The 18,492-nt window shown below is 74.8% G+C and carries 15 protein-coding genes; 11 read left to right on the top strand and 4 right to left on the bottom strand.

Annotated elements, in window-relative coordinates; translation table 11 throughout:
• Positions 1–201: 201 nt before the first annotated feature.
• From OG500_RS10040 to OG500_RS10005, 8 genes are all read left to right on the top strand, one after another.
• Positions 202–1,683 carry an amidase gene (locus OG500_RS10040; RefSeq protein WP_327066178.1) on the top strand — a complete coding sequence of 494 codons (1,482 nt, stop codon included), beginning with the start codon at positions 202–204 and terminating at the stop codon, positions 1,681–1,683.
• Positions 1,684–1,703: 20 nt separating this feature from the next.
• A complete protein-coding gene (locus OG500_RS10035) occupies positions 1,704–2,345 on the top strand; it encodes a thermostable hemolysin (RefSeq protein ID WP_329578823.1) in 642 nt (213 codons plus the stop codon).
• Entirely contained in the window at positions 2,332–4,872 is a 2,541-nt protein-coding gene (locus OG500_RS10030; RefSeq protein ID WP_329578820.1) for an AMP-binding protein, read from the top strand. The genes OG500_RS10035 and OG500_RS10030 overlap by 14 nt, the downstream gene beginning before the upstream one ends.
• A gap of 116 nt (positions 4,873–4,988) precedes the next feature.
• Positions 4,989–5,681: an O-methyltransferase gene (locus OG500_RS10025; protein WP_329578816.1), complete on the top strand. Its 693-nt coding sequence runs from the start codon at positions 4,989–4,991 to the stop codon at positions 5,679–5,681.
• Entirely contained in the window at positions 5,678–7,630 is a 1,953-nt protein-coding gene (locus OG500_RS10020; RefSeq protein WP_329578813.1) for an FAD/NAD(P)-binding protein, read from the top strand. Before OG500_RS10025 ends, OG500_RS10020 begins: the two co-directional genes overlap by 4 nt.
• A 109-nt stretch (positions 7,631–7,739) precedes the next feature.
• Positions 7,740–8,861, top strand: coding sequence for an alkene reductase (locus tag OG500_RS10015; protein ID WP_329578810.1), 1,122 nt, complete (start codon positions 7,740–7,742; stop codon positions 8,859–8,861).
• The gene (locus OG500_RS10010; RefSeq protein ID WP_327066172.1) at positions 8,854–9,906 is read left to right on the top strand and encodes a class I SAM-dependent methyltransferase; all 1,053 of its coding nucleotides are present in this window, start codon (positions 8,854–8,856) and stop codon (positions 9,904–9,906) included. Before OG500_RS10015 ends, OG500_RS10010 begins: the two co-directional genes overlap by 8 nt.
• A 98-nt stretch (positions 9,907–10,004) precedes the next feature.
• On the top strand, positions 10,005–10,991 hold the full coding sequence (locus OG500_RS10005) for a ParB/RepB/Spo0J family partition protein (protein ID WP_327066171.1): 987 nt from the start codon (positions 10,005–10,007) through the stop codon (positions 10,989–10,991).
• Here the strand turns inward: OG500_RS10005 and OG500_RS10000 are convergent.
• The 4 genes from OG500_RS10000 to OG500_RS09985 all read right to left on the bottom strand — a co-directional run bounded on the left by OG500_RS10000 (position 10,960) and on the right by OG500_RS09985 (position 14,118).
• Positions 10,960–11,712 carry a polysaccharide deacetylase family protein gene (locus OG500_RS10000; RefSeq protein ID WP_327066170.1) on the bottom strand — a complete coding sequence of 251 codons (753 nt, stop codon included), beginning with the start codon at positions 11,710–11,712 and terminating at the stop codon, positions 10,960–10,962. The genes OG500_RS10005 and OG500_RS10000 overlap by 32 nt on opposite strands.
• Positions 11,713–11,782: 70 nt before the next feature.
• Positions 11,783–12,952: an FAD-dependent monooxygenase gene (locus OG500_RS09995; RefSeq protein WP_329578805.1), complete on the bottom strand. Its 1,170-nt coding sequence runs from the start codon at positions 12,950–12,952 to the stop codon at positions 11,783–11,785.
• A complete protein-coding gene (locus OG500_RS09990; RefSeq protein WP_327066168.1) occupies positions 12,949–13,506 on the bottom strand; it encodes a hypothetical protein in 558 nt (185 codons plus the stop codon). Before OG500_RS09990 ends, OG500_RS09995 begins: the two co-directional genes overlap by 4 nt.
• A 126-nt stretch (positions 13,507–13,632) precedes the next feature.
• A complete protein-coding gene (locus OG500_RS09985) occupies positions 13,633–14,118 on the bottom strand; it encodes a carboxymuconolactone decarboxylase family protein (RefSeq protein ID WP_327066167.1) in 486 nt (161 codons plus the stop codon).
• A gap of 422 nt (positions 14,119–14,540) precedes the next feature.
• On the opposite strand from OG500_RS09985, the gene OG500_RS09980 reads away from it, so the two are divergent.
• The 3 genes from OG500_RS09980 to OG500_RS09970 are packed head-to-tail and all read left to right on the top strand — an operon-like array spanning position 14,541 to position 18,453.
• Positions 14,541–15,638: an AMP-binding protein gene (locus OG500_RS09980; protein WP_327066166.1), complete on the top strand. Its 1,098-nt coding sequence runs from the start codon at positions 14,541–14,543 to the stop codon at positions 15,636–15,638.
• A complete protein-coding gene (locus tag OG500_RS09975) occupies positions 15,638–17,089 on the top strand; it encodes an aldehyde dehydrogenase family protein (RefSeq protein ID WP_329578802.1) in 1,452 nt (483 codons plus the stop codon). The genes OG500_RS09980 and OG500_RS09975 overlap by 1 nt, the downstream gene beginning before the upstream one ends.
• Positions 17,086–18,453, top strand: coding sequence for a 3-deoxy-7-phosphoheptulonate synthase class II (locus tag OG500_RS09970; protein ID WP_327066164.1), 1,368 nt, complete (start codon positions 17,086–17,088; stop codon positions 18,451–18,453). The genes OG500_RS09975 and OG500_RS09970 overlap by 4 nt, the downstream gene beginning before the upstream one ends.
• Positions 18,454–18,492 lie beyond the last annotated feature (39 nt).

The following is an 18,492-nucleotide window of genomic DNA, read 5'->3' as shown; positions in this document are numbered from 1 at the left end:
GGCTGCGGGGAGTATTCCCCCGATCTTCCCATCAAAAAAGGTTTCGAAGAACCTTTCTGCTGAGGGTGCAAACCCTCATCTACCCCCACAACACCACCCGTATCAGGCGGTCGGCGGCCGGTTGCCGCCCCGGGATCGGCGAGCTAGCATCTTCTTCGAAAGCTTTATTGAAAGCTATTAGTCGAGCTGAAGGGTGACGGCATGTCCTCCCCGGAGAGTCTGCGCGAGCTGGACGGTCACGCCCAGGCGGACCTGGTCCGCCGCGGCGAGCTGACCGAGAGCGAGTTGCTGCGGTACGCCGTCGAACGCATCGAGCGGTACGACGGACGGCTCGGTGCGCTCGCGGTGACCGCCTTCGACCAGGCGCTCGCCGAGGCGGCCCGAGCCGAACGGGCCGCCGGGCAGCGCGCCAAGGAAGGCACCAAGGAGCGCACCGGTCCGCTGCACGGCGTGCCGTTCCTGCTCAAGGACCTCGGGCCCACCGTGGCCGGCCTGGAGGCCACCATGGGATCGCGGTTCCTGGCCGGCTTCACGCCGCGCCAGGGCAGCGAGCTGACCGACCGCTTCCGCTCCGCCGGGCTGCGGGTGCTCGGCAAGAGCAGGACCGCCGAGTTCGGGGTGCTGCCCACCACCGAACCGGTCGCCCAGGGCCCGACCCGCAACCCCTGGGACCCGACCCGCAGCGCGGGCGGCTCCAGCGGCGGCGCGGCGGCGGCCGTGGCGGCGGGCCTGGTGCCCGTCGCGCACGCCAACGACGCGGGCGGCTCGATCCGGATCCCGGCGTCCAACTGCGGAGTCTTCGGCCTCAAGCCCACCCGGGCGCGCACCCCGCTGGGGCCGGCCGTCGGCGACCTGATGAACGGCCTGGCCGCCGAGCACGTGGTCAGCCGCTCGGTGCGGGACAGCGCGGCGGTGCTCGACGCGATCGCCGGGCCCGCCCCCGGTGACCCGTACTGGGCGCCGCCGATCGCCGGACGGTTCGCCCAGGCGGTCCGCCAGGGGCCGGACCGTCCGCTGCGGATCGCCTACACCACCCGCCCCGGCACCGGCCCGCTCGACCCGGCCTGCGCCACCGCCGTGCTGGACGCGGCCAAGCTCTGCGCGGACCTGGGCCACCAGGTCGGCGAGGCCGCGCCGGAGGTCGCCTTCGCCGAACTGGTCGACCCGTTCCTGGTGCTGTGGGCCGCCGGGGTCTCCTCGGCGATCACCTCCTACGCCCAGCTCAGCGGCCGGATCCCGAGCGCGGACCGGTTCGAGGAGCTGACCTGGCAGCTCTACCAGCAGGGCCGCACCCTCAGCGCCTCCCAGTACCTGCTGGCGGTCGGCACCCTGCAACGCGCCGCCCGCTCGATCGCCGGCTTCTACCAGTCCTACGACGTCCTGCTGTCGCCGGTGACCGCCTGGCCGGCGCCGGAGCTCGGCACCTTCGCGATCGGGAGTCCCGATCAACAGCTCATGCGGGCCATCGAGTTCTGCCACGAGACCCCGCTGGCCAACCTGACCGGCCAGCCCGCCATGTCGGTCCCACTGCACTGGACCGAGGCCGGGCTGCCGATCGGGGTGCACGCCACCGGCCGCTTCGGCGACGAGGCCACCCTGTTCGCCCTGGCGGCCGAGCTCGAAACCGCCCAGCCCTGGGCCGACCGCCTGCCGGCGCTCGCCCACCTGCGATCGGAGAGCTAGCCTTGCTGAAAATCACCGTGGTGCCCCGGAACTCCGCTCACTGGCTGGAAGCCGGCGAGCTGGTCCGCACCACCTACGCCAACACCTACGGGGCGATCGTCAGCCCCGATCCCGACGCCTTCATCGTCGCCACCACCCAAGCCGCGGACGGCGTGCGCCGGATCGCCGGCTGCGCCGGGTGCAGTTACGCCTCGGGGACACCGTTCTTCTCGGAGCGCTATCTGGACGTCCCGGTCGAGACCGCGATCGCCGAGCGCCTGGGCGTCCCGGTGGACCGCTCCCGGGTGATCGAGATCGGCCCGCTGGCGGGGCACGGCGGGGCCGGCCGGGAGATGATCCGGCTCACCCCCATCATCGCCTGGTCGATCGGCATGGAGTACATCCTGTGCACCGTCACCGACTACCTGCGCACCGCGCTGCAGCGGGTCGGGATCACCTTCACCCCGCTGGGCGTGGCCGACCCCGAGCGGCTGCAGCCCGGTCAGCGCGACGCCTGGGGCAGCTACTACGCCGGCCGGCCGCAGACCGGCTTCATCGAACTGCGCGCCCTGGCACCGCTGTTCGCCGAGGCCACCGGACGCTACGCGTTCCTGGACCCGGAGGTCGGACTGCTCGCCGAGGCGAGCGCACCCAGGGAGGTGGTCGGCGGTGCGGGCCGTTGACCAGGCGCTGAGTGAATTCGGGGAGAGCGAGCGGCCGTTGGTGCGGGTGCTGGACGAGCACGGGGCGACCGTGGCCCGGCACAGCTACCGCGAGATCACCCGGGCGGCCCGCGCACTGGCCGACCGCCTCGCACTCGCACCGGGCCTGCGGGTCGGGGTGATCTGCGGCAACACCCCCGAATTCGTGGTCGCCGACCTGGCCTTGCTCGCGTTACGGGCCACCGAGATCCCGGTGCCGCTGGCCTTCAGCCGCGAGCAGGCCGCCGGGCTGCTCGAATCCGCGGACCTCTGCCTGGTGGACGCGCAGGGTGCGGCCCGGCTCGCCGAGTGGGGCCTGGGCGCGGTGCTGCCCTCGGGCTGCCGGGTGGTGCTGGCCACGCTCGACGGCGGGTCCGCCCCGTGGCACCCGAACGCGGTCGAGGAGCCGGACGAGGAGTGGATCTGCAAGATCATCCACACCTCCGGTACCACCTCGCGGCCCAAGGGCGTGCGGATCCGGGCCGCCGGCATCGGCGCGCTGATCGACTCGCTGCACACCGCGATGCCCGCCAGGGCGTTCGGCGCCTACCTCTCGCTCGTCCCGTTCAGCCTGCTGATCGAGCAGGTCACCGGCCTCTACCTGGTGCTGCTGGACGGCGGCTGCGTCACCCTGCTGCCGCCCGGCTCCGCCCTGGTCGGCACCAGCGCGGGCGCGGTGGAGAGCGCGCTGCCGCAGCTGGCCGCCGCCCGGCCCACCGCCGTGGTCGCCACCCCGGCGCTGGCCGCCGCGCTGGCGGACGCCGCCGGGCGCGCCCGGCGGGCCGGACTGCCGGTCAGTCGGACCCTGTTCGGCACCGAGCAGCCCCCGCTGATCTGCTGCGGCGGTGCGCCCGTGCACCCCGACACGCTGCACGAGCTGGACGGCCACGGGATCGCCGTCCACGAGGGCTACGGGCTCTCCGAGAACAGCTCGGTGGTCAGCTGGAACACCCCGGCGGCGCGCCGGATCGGCACGGTGGGCCGCCCGCTGGCGCACGTGCGGGTCCGGCTCGCCGAGGACGGCGAACTGCTGGTCGCCAGCAGCTCGTTGTTCGCCGGCTACACCAGGCCCGACCCCTCCAGCTGCGCCGTCGTCGACGGCTGGCTGCACACCGGCGACCTCGCCGCGATCGACGAGGACGGCTACCTGACCATCACCGGACGCAAGAAGAACATCATCATCACGGCCGCCGGGCGCAACATCGCCCCCGAATGGGTCGAGGCGCAGTACGCCCGGCTCCCGTTCGTGCGCGCCGTCGGCGTGGTCGGCAACGACCTGCCCGCGCTGCACGGCCTGTTCGTCATCGACCCCGCCACCGACCCGGCCGAGGCCGCGGACGCGATCACCGCCTTCGGAGCCGAGCACCTGTCCGCGGTCGAACGCGTCGCGGAACTCCACCTGCTCCGCGCCGACCAGGACGGCTACCGCCGCTACTTCACCGTCACCGGGCGGCCGGTGCGGGCCGCGATCACCGCCGACCTCGCGCTGCTGGCGACCACCCGGCCCAGCACCCGGCCCAGCACCCGGGGCACCACCAGGGGCACCACCACACCCGACACCGACAAGGGGACAGCCATGGCCACCACCCGACCGGACGTGCGGCCCTACGGGACCGGCACCGGCAAGCTCGTCCAGCCCGCCCCGGGCCGCACCACCCTGGCCGATCTCGACCCGCGGCAGACCATCGACCTGCTCGCCGAGTCCGGCTTCCTGGTGCTGCGCGGCTTCGACCCCTCGATCGAGGACTTCTCGCTCTTCGTCAAGCAGCACTCCGACCGTGTGACCCTGGACCCGGCCCGCTCCTTCCACGGCGGCGACGTCGCGCAGAAGGTCGACGCCGGCACCGACGAGCTCGGCCTGCACATCGAGAACGGCAACAGCCCCTTCATCCCCGACCTGACCTGGTTCCTCTGCGAGAAGGCCGCCGCCTCCGGCTCGCAGACCACGGTCTGCGACGGCTACCGGGTCTGGGACGCCGCCACCGAGGCCGACCGGGCCGCCTTCGCCCAGGACATCGTCTACGCCCGCCGGGTCGAGGAGGCCAAGTGGCGGCAGTTCGTGGTGCACCAGCTCGGCGGGGTCAAGACCGTCGAGGAGGTCACCTTCGCCGACTTCCAGCAGCTGGCCGCGGTCGGCGGCGAGGGCACCACGGTCACCGAACTGCCGGACGGCGCCGTGCACTACGCCTTCCGCACCCCCGCCGCCCGCCCCACCCTGTTCGGCGCCCGGCTCTCCTGGGCGAACAGCATCTTCGGCCCGTCCTTCAACTACGAGAAGCCGACCATCACCTTCGCCGACGGCAGCGAGCTGCCCGCCGGGCTGGTCGAGCGGCTCAAGGAGCTCACCGACGAGCTGACTGAGGAGCTGGACTGGCAGGACGGTGACGTCGTGCTGGTCGACAACACCCGGGTGATGCACGGCCGGCGCGCCATCACCGACCCGGCCCGCACCATCTACAACGCACAGAGCTACCTGCGCCGCGAGCTGCTGGCGACCGACGAGGCCTGACCGCTCGCCCCACCGCTCCGCGCTCCTGCCCGCCCGCCCCTCGATCGTCCTCTTGCCCGGCCCGCCGCCCGCCCCACCGCGGGCGGCGGGCCCCGAACCCGGAACCGGGAGACCAGATGTCCGTCCTGCCCGCACGACCGGGCGCCCTCGGCCTCGACGACCCGACCGTGAGCTCCGTGCTCGCCCGGCTCTACGCCGACGCCCGCCAGGGCGACCAGCGCGCGATGGCGCACGCCTTCGCCGAGGCCGCCAAGCTCGCCGCCCCGCCCACCCCCGCCGAGACCAGCGCGCTGTGCGCCGACGCCTCGCTGCCCGTGCACCCGAGCACCGGCCAGTTCCTCTACACCCTGGCGCGGATGCTGCGCCCGCGCACCGTGGTCGAGTTCGGCACCTCCTTCGGCACCTCCGCGATCCAGCTGGCCGCCGCGCTGCGCGACAACGGCGCCGGCCACCTCACCGGCACCGAACTCGACGGGAGCAAGGTCGCCAAGGCCCGCGCCAACCTGGCCGAGGCGGGCCTGGCCGACTTGGTGACCGTGCTGGCGGGCGACGCCCGCGACACGCTGGCCACCGTGGCCGGACCGGTCGACCTGGTCCTGCTGGACGGCTGGAAGGAGCTCTACCTGCCGGTGCTCACCGTGCTGGAGCCGCTGCTGCGCCCCGGCACGGTGATCGTCTCCGACAACCTGCCGATGCTGCCGCAGGAGTTCCTGGCCTGGATCCGCGACCCGGCCCGCGGCTACGTCTCGGTCGAACTGCCGCTCGGCGACGGCGTCGAGCTCACCACCTGGACGGGGGACGCGGGATGAGCGGGCAGCACGCACAGCTGTGCATCGTCGGCGCCGGGCCGCGCGGGCTCTCCGTGCTGGAGCGGCTCTGCGCCCAGCTCTCCTCCGGCGAGGGCGGGGCCGACGTCACCGTGCACATCGTGGACCCCCACCCGCCGGGCGCCGGCGCGGTCTGGCGCACCGACCAGAGCCCGCACCTGCTGATGAACACCGTGGCCTCGCAGGTGACCGTCTTCACCGACGACTCGGTGGAGCTGGCCGGCCCGGTGCTGCCCGGACCGAGCCTCTACGAGTGGGCCCGGTTCCTGACCCTGATGGGGCCGGTGGACGAGTCCTTCGCCAGCAGCACCGAGGAGGTGCTGGCCGAGGCCAAGCGGCTGGGCCCCGACGACTACCCGACCCGCGCGCTCTACGGGCGCTACCTGCGCTGGGCCTTCGACCGGGTCTGCGGCACCGCCCCGGCCGGGGTCACCGTGCAGGTGCACGCCTCGCGCGCGGTGGCGCTGGACGACACGGGGGAGACCCAGCGGCTGCGGCTGGCCGACGGCACCGTGCTGTCGGACCTGTCCGCCGTGGTGCTGGCCCTCGGCCACACCGCCGCCCGCCCGGGGGAGACCGAGCGGCGGCTGACCGCCTTCGCCGACACCCACGGCCTGGCGTACCTGACCCCCGCCAACCCTGCCGACCTGGACCTGTCCTTCATCGTGCCCGGCGAGACGGTGCTGCTGCGCGGCCTCGGGCTCAACTTCTTCGACCACCTGACGCTGCTCACCCAGGGTCGCGGCGGCCGCTTCGAGCACCGGGACGGCCGGCTGGTCTACCTGCCCTCGGGCCGCGAGCCGAGGCTGGTGGCCGGCTCCCGGCGCGGCGTGCCCTACCACTCGCGCGGCGCCAACGAGAAGGGACCGCACGGGCGTTACTACCCGCGGCTGCTCACCGTCGAGCACGTCACCGCCTTGCGCAAGCGCGCGGCGGCGGGCGATCCGGTGGACTTCCGCGCCGAGATCTGGCCGCTGGTGGCCCGGGAGGTGGAGAGCGTCTACTACGAGGCGCTGCTGCGCCGGGCGGGCCGCGCCGCCGAGGCCGGGCCGCTGGCCGAGCGCTACCTGACGGCCGGGACCGCGGCCGAGCAGCAGGCGGTGCTGGACGCCTTCGCGGTGCCCGCCGCCGAGCGCTGGGACTGGCAGCTGATCGCCCGCCCGTACCAGGGACGGGAGTTCGCCTCCGCCGCCGAGTACCGCAGCTGGCTGCTCGACTACCTCGGCCGTGACCTGGCGAACGCCGCCCAGGGCAACGTCAGCGGTCCGGTCAAGGCCGCCCTGGACGTGCTGCGCGACCTGCGCAACGAGATCCGGCTGGCGGTCGACCACGCGGGCCTGCACGGCGCCTCGCACCACGGCGACCTGGACCGCTGGTACACCCCGCTCAACGCCTTCCTCTCGATCGGCCCGCCCGCCTCGCGGATCGCCGAGATGATCGCGCTGATCGAGGCCGGGGTGCTGGAGGTGCTCGGCCCGGACCTGGCCGTCGAAGCCGACGGTGCGTCAGGAACCTTCCTGGCCAGTGCACTCGGCGCCGGCGGTGGGACGGTCGCGGCCCGGGTGCTGATCGAGGCCCGGCTGCCCGAGCCGGACCTGCGCCGCACCGCCGACCCGCTGCTCGCCCAGCTGCTCGCCACCGGCCAGATCGCCCCCTACCGGATCCCCGGGCTGGACGGCGTCCCCGGTCACCAGACCGGCGGGGTCGCGGTCACCCCGCGCCCGTACCACGTCCTCGACGCGCGCGGGCGGGCGCATCCGCGCCGCTTCGCCTACGGGGTGCCGACCGAGTCGGTGCACTGGGCGACCGCCGCCGGGATCCGGCCGGGCGTCAACTCCGTGACGCTGGGCGACTCCGACGCGATCGCGAGCGCGCTGGCCTCGCTGGTCCGGGCCTCGGTCGCCGCACCGCTCGCCGAGGCGCGGGCGTGACCAGCACGCGGACCTGACCGGGGAGCCGACATGAAGCCCGGCCGACTCGCCCGGCCACCACCACGGTTCACTCCCTCATCCCTTCGACCTCGCCCAGCACGGAGACCCCATGAGTTCCTCGCCCACCCTGCACACCCCGCTGACCGCCGGAACGCTGGCGCTGGCCAACCGCGTCGTCATGGCCCCCATGACCCGCAACCGGGCCGACGCGGCGGGTGTCCCGACCGCCCTGATGGCGCGGTACTACGCCCAACGCGCCTCGGCCGGCCTGATCATCACCGAAGGCGCCCGGATCAGCCCCACCGGCCACGGCCCGGTGGGTCAGCCCGGTCTGCACACCGCCGCGCAGATCGCCGGCTGGGCTGCGGTCACCGAGGCCGTCCACCAGGCCGGCGGACGGATCGTGGTGCAGCTCGCGCACCACGGGCGGATCGCCCACCCCAGCCTGCTGCCGCACGGCGTCCGCCCGTTGGGGCCCTCGGCGGTGACGGCGGCCAGCGACGCGCGGACCACCCCGGACACCCTGGTGCCCACCGTCGAGCCGAACGCGATGTCCCGGGTGGACATCTCCGAGACCCTGGACGACTACGCGGCAGCCGCCGAGGCGGCGCTGCGGGCCGGCTTCGACGGCGTCGAGCTGCAGGGCGCCAACGGCTACCTGATCCACCAGTTCCTCTCCGACAACGCCAACCAGCGCACCGACGCCTACGGCGGCTCCGCCGAGAACCGGATCAGGTTCGCGGTGGAGGCCGTGCGGGCGGTGGCCGGCGTCGTCGGCGCCGGGCGCACGGCGCTGCGGCTGTCGCCCGGGTCCGGCTACAACGACATCCTGGAGCTGGACCCGGCCGACAGCTACGGCCTGCTGGCCGAGCGGCTCGGCGCCGGGCAGGGCGGGGAGTCGTACGCCTACCTCCACGTGATCGAGGGCCCCGACCCCAAGCTCACCCGCCTGCTGCGCGAGCGCTGGAGCGGCGCACTGATCGTCAACCCGTTCACCGGCGACGACCCCACCGACCCGGCCACCGCGCTCGCCCGGCTCGACGCGGGCGAGGCGGACGCGGTGAGCTTCGCCCGCCTGTTCGCCGCCAACCCCGACCTGGCGGAGCGGATCCGGTGGGGCGTGGCGCCGGCCGCCCCGGACCCGGACACCTTCCACGACGGTGGCGCCACCGGCTACACCGACCTCGCCCGGCACGACCTCGTACAGAAGGGCCCCACCCACCATGAGTGAGCAGACCGACCAGTATGCGGCGATCGGCGAGCGGTACTCCGACTTCAAGGACACCGCCCCCCTGGCCGGCCCCGAGCAGCACAACGTGCTCAAGCACCTCGGCGAGCTGCACGGCGCCCGGGTGCTGGACCTCGCCTGCGGGCACGGCCACTACACCCGGCTGATCAAGGCGGCGGGCGCGGCCGAGGTGCTCGGCGTCGACCTCTCGCCGGTCATGGTCGACCTGGCCCGCGACCTGGAGCGGGAACGGCCGCTCGGCATCTCCTACCAGGCGGCCGACGCCGTCGAGCTGCCCCGGCTGGGCAGCTTCGACCTGGTCAGCGCGGTGTGGCTGCTCAACTACGCCACCACCGAGGAGGAGCTGACCCGGATGCTGGCCGGCATCCACCGCAACCTGGCCCCCGGCGGACGGTTCGTCGCCGTCGCCGTGTGGCCGGAGTTCGACCCGGCCGGCCCGCGCTGGGACGAGTACGGCCTGCGGGTGGTCGGCGAGCAGCGGGACGGCGAGCGCGGCGTCCTGGTCACCGACCTGATCGGCACCGAGACCTCCACCATCACCACCTCGCGCTGGACCCGGGCGGCCTTCGCCCGCTGCCTGGCCGCCGCCGGGTTCGAGTCCTTCGACTGGCACCGGCCCGAGGTGCCCGCCGAGGCCGTGGCCCGCTTCGGCGACGCCTTCTGGGACAACTACCGGGCCAACCCGGTGCCGGGCCTGCTGGTCGGCACCCGGGCGGCGAGCCCGGACTCCGCCGCCCTGCTGGCCGCGGCCGGCCGGCTGGCCGAGGACCTGGCCGGCGGCAGCTGGGCGCCCAACGAGCTGGAGCGCACCCTGGCCCGACGCCTGGTCACCGCCTCGGCCGGCACCGGCCTGCTGACGGTGGCCGCCCTGCGCGCCGTCTTCTGGGAGGGCTCCGAGGCCTTCCCGCGGGAGAACGGCGGCCGGCTGGCGGGCCTGCTCGCCGCGGTCCTGCCGGTCGTCGAGGCCGACGGGCTCGACCCGGCGGTGGCGGCGGTGCTCGACCTGCTGCGGCAGCTGGAGCACTGAACCAGCCGGAGCGCTGAACCAGCTGGAGCGCTGAGGCAATTTCGGTGGGCAACTGCGCGTTCCATGCAGTTGCCCACCCCCGTTGGAGGGAACCGGAGATGACCGCCCTGCCCGTTCACGCGCTGCCGCCCGCCGCACCCGTCGGCGCGGTCCAGCTGCTCCCGATCGCCGCGCTGCGCCCGGCCGACTCGCCGCGTGCCGTCGCCGAGGACGCCGGGCACCTGCGCGCGCTGAGCACCACCGAGGGCGCGCTGCCGCCGATCACGGTGCACCGGCCCTCGATGCGGATCATCGACGGCACCCACCGGGTCCGCGCGGCCCACCTGCGGGGCCGCAGCCACATCGAGGCGCGGTTCTTCGACGGCACCGCGGACGACGCCTTCGTGCTGGCCGTGGAGTCCAACGTCAGCCACGGGCTGGCCCTCACGCTCGCCGAGCGCTCCGCCGCCGCCGAGCGGATCCTCGCCTCCCACCCGCACTGGTCGGACCGCGCCATCGCCTCGTCCACCGGCCTGTCCGCGCACACCGTCGCGAGCCTGCGCCGCACCGCGCCCGAGGCGCAGCCCGCGGCCCGGATCGGCCGTGACGGCAAGGTCCGCCCGCTGAACACCGCCCAGAGCCGCCGCGAGGCGGGCCGGCTGCTGACCGGCTCGCCGACCGTCTCGCTGCGCGAGGTCGCCCGCCGCACCGGCCTGGCCCCCGCCACCGTCCGCGACGTCCGCGACCGCCTGCAGCGCGGCGAGGACCCGGTCCCGCCCCAACAGGCCGGCACCGCGGCGCCGCAACCCGCTCCGGCGCCGCCCGCACCGCCGCCCGCCCCGCCGGCCGAGGAACTCGCCGCGCTGCACCGCAACCTCTGCCGCGACCCGGCCCTGCGCCACACCGAGCGGGGCCGCCAGCTGCTGCGCCTGCTCGGTGTCGCCCTGCTGCCCGGCGCCGACTGGTCCGCCCTGGCCGCCACCGTCCCGGCGCACCGCACCCGGGCGGTGGCGGAGCTGGCCCGCGCGTGCGCGCGCGGCTGGGAGTCCTTCGCGCAGGCGGAGTCCGCGGCGGCTAGCGCGGCGGGTGGGCGTCCGGGGTGGTGAAGGTGTAGCCGTCGTCGAGCAGCTGCGGCAGGTAGCGGCTCAGCGCCTCCACCGTCTGCGAGCGGTCGCCGCCGCTGCCGGGCTCGGGGTCGTCGTCGCCGCCGTCGGTGCCGTCGTGGTCGAGCACGATGGCCCCGGTGGCGGCGCCGTCGAGCACCCGCTGGACGATGGTGTCGGTGCCGGGGTTGGCCCAGTCCTCCGGATCCACCGACCAGGAGATCGGGCGCAGGCCGAGGTCGCCGCAGATCGCCAGCGTGTCGTCGGTGAACACGCCGTAGGGGGCGCGGAACAGCACCGGCGCCTTCCCGATGACGTGCGCGACGGCGTCCTGGGTGCTCTGGATCTCGTCGCGGATCTCGTCCTCGGAGAGGTCCTCGAGGTAGGGGTGGGACCAGGTGTGGTTGCCCACCGTGTGGCCCTCAGCGACGATCCGGCGCAGTACGTCCGGGTACAGCCCGAGGTTGTCGCCGCAGACGAAGAACGTCGCCTTGACGTCGTAGTCGGACAGCAGGTCCAGCACCTGCGGCGTGTACTGCGGGCTCGGGCCGTCGTCGAAGGTCAGGGCCATCACCATGGGTCCGGCATCGACCTCGGTCTCCGGCTCCAGGGCCGAGCGCGCCTGCGCGGCGGCGGGGCGGGCCACGGCCCCGAGGCCGAGCAGCGCGGTGGCGCCCGTGGCGAGGAAGTGACGGCGGGTCAGCGGACGGGGGGTCAGTCGCATCCGACCATTCTGTGCGGCCCCGGTCCGCCCCGGTGATCAGCCGCGCCGAGGTTGCTGCAGGCGTGGCGGCTCAGTACGTCACTGCGCGCAGCTGGGGTCCGTAGGGCGCCGCGTCCAGCCAGCGGCCGGCCCGGGGCCACCAGGGGGCTGCCGCCGCGGCGGCCCACTGGGCAGCGCGCCGGCGGGGGCGGGCGGCGAGGAGGTGGTCGAGGGCGCCGGCCGCGGCGTGGATGTTCTGCTGGGCGGCGGCGCGGCGGGCCACGGCGTAGGCGGGGACGGTGGCGGTGTGGACGGCCCGGGCGGCGGCGACGGCGTCGGCGATGCCGGAGTTCATGCCGCGTGCGCCGAACGGCGGCAGCAGGTGGGCGGCCTCGCCCGCGAGCAGGATCCGCTGGTGGCGGTCGGTGAAGGCGCTCGCCAGGCGCTGCTGGAAGCGGTAGACGGAGGACCAGGTGACCTCGTGCGCGGGCAGCTGGGGCAGCACGCCGGGCAGCCAGTCGGGCGCCTCGTCGATCAGCCGGCCGCCGTCCTCGCCGGGGCGGCACTGGACGTCCACCCGCCAGCCGCCGCGGAACGGGACCAGCAGCACGTTGCGCCCGCCGACGGCCGGGTGGCGGTAGTGGAAGATCCGCTCCGGCTCGGCGAGCCCCGCCGCGTCGGCGACGTCGATGACCACGAACCCGGTGGCCGAGGTGCTGCCGCGCAGCGCGAGCCCGGCCTCGGCGCGGACGGTGGAGCGCGGCCCGTCGGCCGCGATGACGTGGGAGGCCTCGTGCGCCACGCCGCCGGCCGTGCGCAGCCGCACGCTGCCCTTCTCGGACGCCACCCGGGCGACCGGGTCGCCCCAGTGCTGGGCGATGCCCGCGCGGTCGCAGGCGGCCCGCAGCAGGTCCTCCACCATGGTCTGCGGCAGGCTGGTGAACGGCGGTGCGGCGGACGAGGGGCGGTAGCTGCGGGCGTGCACCTCGCGCCCGGCCCACAGGGTCCGCTTGGTGCGCCAGACCAGCCCGCGCGCGGCGATCTGCTCCCCGAGCCCCGGGCTGATCCGCTCCAGCAGCTCCAGGGTGGCCCGGTGCACGAAGATGGCCCGGCTGCCGGGGCGGGCGGCGGCGGCCGCGCGGGGCTGCGCCTCCAGCAGGACGGCCGGCAGGCCGAGCGCGTGGGCGGCGAGGGCCGCGCTCAGGCCGACCGGCCCGGCCCCGACCACGGCGAGGGGTCCGGGGGCGGCGACGGCGCTCATGCGGCCCACCGCGAGGTGTCGGCGGGCGTGGTGTCGGCAGGCGTGGTGTCGTCGGGTGTGCTGTCGGCGGGCGTCGCCGGGACCACCGCCGGGTTGAACAACTCCAGGACGTACAGCGGGGCTTCCTGCCCGATCCGCAGCAGGTAGCGCCGCCGCACCGCCGTCGTGCCGTCCGGCCAGCGGCTCAGCGAGACGCCCAGCGGGGTGCGGTGCTCGGTGATGCCGTGGGCGGCCAGCGCCCGGCCCAGCGGTTCGGTGAGCCCGGTGACGATCTCGGTGAGCTCCTGCTGCTCGGGGAGCCGTCCGAGCACCAGGTTGCGCGAGACGACCAGCCCTTCGGGGGTCCGCAGTTCGGTGCGCCGGACCAGATGGGCCTCCTGGGCGGGCGGGTCCGGCACGACCAGCCGCTGGTCGATCAGCCGCAGCCGCAGCCGGGTGCCCAGCCGCTCCTCCAACTGCGCGGTGGTGGAGGCCGTCCGGCCCAGCAGGCGGCGGGTGAACGGGTCGGCGAAGGCGTGCGCCGGTATCCCGGTCGCGGTGGTGGTGGAGGGCATGGCGGTCTCTCCGATCGGCGGACAGGTCGGCGCACAGGACGGCGGACAGGACGGGCCGCCACCGCGCCGGAGGCGGACAGTGGCGGCCCTCGTGATGGTGGGCGCAGCAGCGGTGCTGGCGGATCGTCAGGCGCCGGGGGTGTAGCCGCCCGGCACCAGGCGCGGGGTGATCGCGGCCCGGTTGTAGCTGTTGATCACGATGATCACCCAGATCAGCTGGGCCAGTTGCTCCTCGCCGAAGACCTTGGCGGCCTTGTCGTAGACCGCGTCCGGCACGTGGCCGTCGTGGATCAGGGTGATCGCCTCGGTCAGCTCCAGCGCGGCGCGCTCGCGCTCGGTGTAGAACGGGGTCTCGCTCCAGGCGCTGACCGAGTAGACGCGCTGCTCGGTCTCGCCGGCGTGGCGGGCGTCCTTGGCGTGCATGTCCAGGCAGTAGGCGCAGCCGTTGATCTGCGAGGCGCGGATCCGCACCAGTTCGAGCAGCGGCTTCTCCAGGCCGGCCTGCTCGGCGGCCTCGGCGGCGGTGCCGGCCAGGCGGTTCATCGCCGCGTAGGTGCGGGAGGAGAGTTGACGGAGGTTCAGGCGCTCGGTGGCGCCGGGGGAGGTGGTCATGCCGCCGATGCTAGGCACGGCCCGGCGGCCCGGCCCAGCCGGCTTCGTGGGCAGTTGAACGGTGCCGCCCGGTAGGCGGTCGATCGCCCGGAACCTGCTTGACAGCCAAGGTGTCTCGCGGAAAAGATAAATTCACCGACAGGCCGGAGCGGTCCGAGGGAGCGATCCCCAGGGCCGGTCTCCGCTGCCGCGGCGCGGCCCGGCCGTACCCCGGTCCCGTCGCCGGCACCCCCTGCCCGCTCTTCGGGCCCGCCGAGTGCCGCACCCGACCGGCGCCGTGCCACCTGGCGTCTGCATGGCACGGAAACGCCTGAGCGCCACGGAACGCCTGAACGCCACGGAAACGCCTGAACGCCCCGGAATGCCGTCGTCCCGCCGCCCGCCGGGCCACCGGGACCGATTGACGAAACGGTTGGACGTACATGACTGAGCTGGCAAGCGTCGAGCATCCGAAGACCGACCGGCAGCACCCCGCCGCCACCACCGACGAGCACCTGCGCTCCATCCTGGCCTGGCACTTCAGCCCGGCCACCGGCTCGCCGTTCTGGCTGCGCAAGGCGGCGGGCCTCGGCTTCGACCCGCTCACCGACATCACCACCGTCGCCGACCTGCGCCGGTTCCCCGACGTCAGCGAGGAGTTGCGCCACGTCCCGGTGGAGGACCTGATCCCCGAGGGCCTGGTGGACCGCACCTTCGAGGTCTTCGAGTCCGGCGGCACCACCGGCGCGCCCAAGCGCGTGGTGGACGCCACCGCCCGTACCCGCAACGTGGACTGGACGAGCGAGGTGCTCGCGGCCCACGGCTTCCCCGAGCGCGGCCACTGGCTGCACGTCGGCCCCACCGGCCCGCACGTGGTGGGCCGCACCGTGCGGCGGCTGGCCGAGCTGCGCGGGGCGATGACCTTCACGCTGGACTTCGACCCGCGCTGGGTCAAGCACCTGATCGGCTCGGGGCGCACCGAACTGGCCGCCGAGTACCGGGAGTACCTGCTGGACCAGGTCGAACTCGTGGTCGCCTCGCAGAACATCAAGGTGCTCTTCATCACCCCGCCGGTGCTGGAGGCCCTCTGCGCCCGCCCGGCGCTCTACGACAAGCTGGCCGGCTCGCTGGAGGGCATCCTCTGGGCGGGCACCAGCATCAGCCCGGAGTCGCTGCACCAGATCGAGGAGACCTTCTTCCCGAACGCCAAGGTGGCGGCCATCTACGGCAACACCCTGATGGGCATCGCCCCGCAGCGCCCGCGCCAGGACGGCGACCCGTACCCGTGCGTCTTCCGCCCCTACGTTCCGCAGTCGATCGTCGAGCTGGTCGACCCGCAGAGCGGCGGCGAGGTGGCCTACGGCGAGCGCGGCCGGGTGCTGGTGCACCAGTTGAGCCAGGACCTGTTCCTGCCCAACGTGCTGGAGCGCGACACCGCGATCCGGGTCCGCCCGGCGGCCGGTGACGACGTGGACGGTCTGGCCGACATCGCCCCGCTGAAGACCGAGAACGCCCCCGCCGCGATCGAAGGGGTCTACTGATGACCACGCCTTCCCCCTCGGCCTCCCCGCCGACTCCCGCCACCGCCTCCCCTCCCGTCGTCAACCCCGTGATCGCCGGCCGCGAGGTGGCGAGCCGGGACCGCACCGAGCTGACCGCGGTCGACGGTTCGCCGCTCGCCTCGGTCGGGCTCGCCCCGCGCCTGCTCGCCCAGGCGGCCCTGAACCGGATCAGGGCGGCGGCCGACACCGCGCCGCCGAGCCCGGAACTGTTCGCCGCCGCCGGTGAGTTGTTCGCCACCGCGGAGCTGGACGGCGAGTCGCCGGCCGAGTACCGGCGCCGGGTGGCGCTGGCCACCGGCACCCCGGGCCCGGCGATCACCCGCGCGATCGACACCATCCGCGGCTCGCTCGGTATGGTCGAGCGGCTGACCCGCGCCGAGCTGCCGGAGCCCGTCGTGCGGCCCGGCTACCGCACGCACTGGGTGCCGCGCGGTGCGGTGCTGGCCGCGGTGGTGCCCAACAACCACCCCGAGCCGAACGTGAGCTGGGTGCGCGCGCTGGCCATGGGCGCCCGGGTGCTGGTCCGTCCGGGCAGCCGGGACCCGTTCACCCCGCGCCGGCTGACCGCCGCGCTGCTGACGGCGGGCCTGGACCCGCAGACCCTCGCCTTCCTGCCCGGCGGCCACGAGGTCGGCGAACACCTGCTGGAGCAGGCCGACCTGGGCCTGGTCTACGGCGGCCCGGCCGCCGCCGCCCGGTTCGCCACCCGCAACGACGTGCTGGTACGCGGCCCGGGCCGCAGCAAGGTGCTGGTCCCGGCGGGCGCCGAGCTGGACCACGGGCTGCTCGCCGACCTGGTGGAGTGGATCGCCGACGACGGCGGGGTGCGCTGCAACAACATCTCGCTCGTCCTGACCAGCGGCGAGGCCGCCCCGCTGGCCGAGGCGCTGGCCGAACGGCTCGCCGCACTGCCGGTGCTGCCGGTGCTGGACGAGCGGGCCGCGCTGCCCGCCGTCGGCGCGGCCGACGCCAAGGCGCTGGCCGACTACCTGACGGAGGTGATCACCGCCCATGGCGCCCGTGACCACAGCACCCACCGCTACGGCGGTTCCCCGCTCGCCGAGGCGGGCGACGGCAGCACCGTGCTGCGCCCACTGGTCCTCTCGGTGGACGGCCCCGCAGCCGCCCCGGCCGGCACCGAACTCGGCTTCCCCTTCGTCGTGGTGGCGCCATGGCGTGCGGTGGACGGGGTGCGACCGCTGCGCGAGTCCCTGGTGGTGAGCCTGCAGGGCGAGCACGCGGCACTCGCCGAAGCCGTGCTGCGCGAACCCTCGGTGCGCAAGGTGGTGACCGGCCGCGCCAAGCCCTGGGCCGGCCCGCCGGAGACCCCGCACGACGGCAGTCTCGCCCAGTTCCTGCTCGAACCCAAGGGCCTGCTCGCGGCAGTTGCCCCCGCCGCCGACCCGGATACCGCCGAGGTGACCCAGTGAGCACCCCGCAGCTGACCATCGCCCAGCCGGTCGTCAGCCCGCCGCAGACCACCGACTGGCGCAACCTGCCCGCCGACCAGCAGCCGTCCTGGCCGGACCCCTCGGCCGCCGCCCAGGTCCAGGACCAGCTCGCCCTGCAACCCGCGCTGACCGCCCCGGCCGATGTGCGCCGGCTCGGCTCCGCGCTGGCCCACGTCGCCGCGGGCCGCTCCTTCCTGCTCCAGGCGGGCGACTGCGCCGAGCCGATCGGCGCCCCGGGCCTGGCGGCCGTCCGCGGCAAGCACCGGATCATCGGCGAGATGGGCGAACTGCTCAGCGGGCACGCCGGACTGCCCACCCTCACGGTCGGCCGGATCGCGGGCCAGTACGCCAAGCCCCGCTCCAAGCCGCAGGAGAGCTACCCCGGCGGCGTCCTGCCGGTCTACCGGGGCGACCTGGTGAACGGCTTCGCCGCCGACCCCGAGGCCCGGACCGCCGACCCGCGCCGGATGCTGACGGCCTATCACACCGCCCGCGCGGTGCTGAACGAGCTGCACCTGATCGCCCACGAGACGGCCTCCGCCCTGCTGCCGCGCACCTGGCACGAGCCGGCCGGCACGCTCAGCACCCTGGCGGTGCCCACCACCACCTGGGACGGCACGCTGCGTTCGGTGCTCAAGGGCTACGGCCAGACCGTCGAGCTGGACGGCAGCTGGCGCCGCACCGGTCTGTGGACCAGCCACGAGGCGCTGGTGCTGGACTACGAGCAGGCGATGGTGCGGCGCGACTCGCGCACCGGCGAGCACTACCTGCTCTCCACCCACCTGCCCTGGATCGGCGAGCGGACCCGTCGACTGGACGGCGCCCACCTGGCCTTCCTCGCCCAGGTCGCCAACCCGGTGGCCTGCAAGATCGGTCCCGGCACCACGCCGGAGGACCTGCTGGAGCTGTGCCGCCGGCTCGACCCGCACCGCCGTCCCGGCCGGCTGACCCTGATCACCCGGTTCGGCGCCGGACAGGTCCGCGACCGGCTGCCCGCGCTGGTGCGCGCGGTGGCCGACGCGGGGCACGGGGTGGTGTGGTCCTGCGACCCGATGCACGGCAACACCGTCACCGCCGCCGGCGGGCTCAAGACCCGGCTGATGAGCGACATCCTGGCCGAGATCACCGGCTTCTTCGAGGTGCTCTTCCGGGCCGGCCGGTGGCCGGGCGGGGTGCACCTGGAGATCGCCGGCGACCAGGTGACCGAGTGCCTCGGGCATGGCGGCCCCAGCACCGAGGAGGGGCTGCGACGCGCCTACCGCACGCTCTGCGACCCCCGGCTGAACAACAACCAGGCCATGGTTGCGGCCCGCACCATCGCCGAGCTGCTCGCCCGGGGCTGACCCCGGCGCCCTCGGTCCACCCCGCTCCCCTGGCCCACC

It is taken from the genome of Kitasatospora sp. NBC_01250, from assembly GCF_036226465.1.
Classification (GTDB): Bacteria; Actinomycetota; Actinomycetes; order Streptomycetales; family Streptomycetaceae; genus Kitasatospora.
The sequence above is the reverse complement of the archived record's forward strand: the minus strand, read 5'-3'. Positions and strand labels throughout refer to the sequence as shown.

What these genes read in the sequence shown, in the direction of transcription:
- OG500_RS09980 (WP_327066166.1), top strand. Translation starts at nt 14,541, where the DNA reads ATGACTGAGCTGGCAAGCGTCGAGCATCCGAAGACCGACCGGCAGCAC.
- OG500_RS10025 (WP_329578816.1), top strand. Translation starts at nt 4,989, where the DNA reads ATGTCCGTCCTGCCCGCACGACCGGGCGCCCTCGGCCTCGACGACCCG.
- OG500_RS10005 (WP_327066171.1), top strand. Translation starts at nt 10,005, where the DNA reads ATGACCGCCCTGCCCGTTCACGCGCTGCCGCCCGCCGCACCCGTCGGC.
- OG500_RS10000 (WP_327066170.1), bottom strand. Translation starts at nt 11,712, where the DNA reads ATGCGACTGACCCCCCGTCCGCTGACCCGCCGTCACTTCCTCGCCACG.
- OG500_RS10020 (WP_329578813.1), top strand. Translation starts at nt 5,678, where the DNA reads ATGAGCGGGCAGCACGCACAGCTGTGCATCGTCGGCGCCGGGCCGCGC.
- OG500_RS09990 (WP_327066168.1), bottom strand. Translation starts at nt 13,506, where the DNA reads ATGCCCTCCACCACCACCGCGACCGGGATACCGGCGCACGCCTTCGCC.
- OG500_RS10040 (WP_327066178.1), top strand. Translation starts at nt 202, where the DNA reads ATGTCCTCCCCGGAGAGTCTGCGCGAGCTGGACGGTCACGCCCAGGCG.
- OG500_RS09995 (WP_329578805.1), bottom strand. Translation starts at nt 12,952, where the DNA reads ATGAGCGCCGTCGCCGCCCCCGGACCCCTCGCCGTGGTCGGGGCCGGG.
- OG500_RS10010 (WP_327066172.1), top strand. Translation starts at nt 8,854, where the DNA reads ATGAGTGAGCAGACCGACCAGTATGCGGCGATCGGCGAGCGGTACTCC.
- OG500_RS09985 (WP_327066167.1), bottom strand. Translation starts at nt 14,118, where the DNA reads ATGACCACCTCCCCCGGCGCCACCGAGCGCCTGAACCTCCGTCAACTC.
- OG500_RS10015 (WP_329578810.1), top strand. Translation starts at nt 7,740, where the DNA reads ATGAGTTCCTCGCCCACCCTGCACACCCCGCTGACCGCCGGAACGCTG.
- OG500_RS09975 (WP_329578802.1), top strand. Translation starts at nt 15,638, where the DNA reads ATGACCACGCCTTCCCCCTCGGCCTCCCCGCCGACTCCCGCCACCGCC.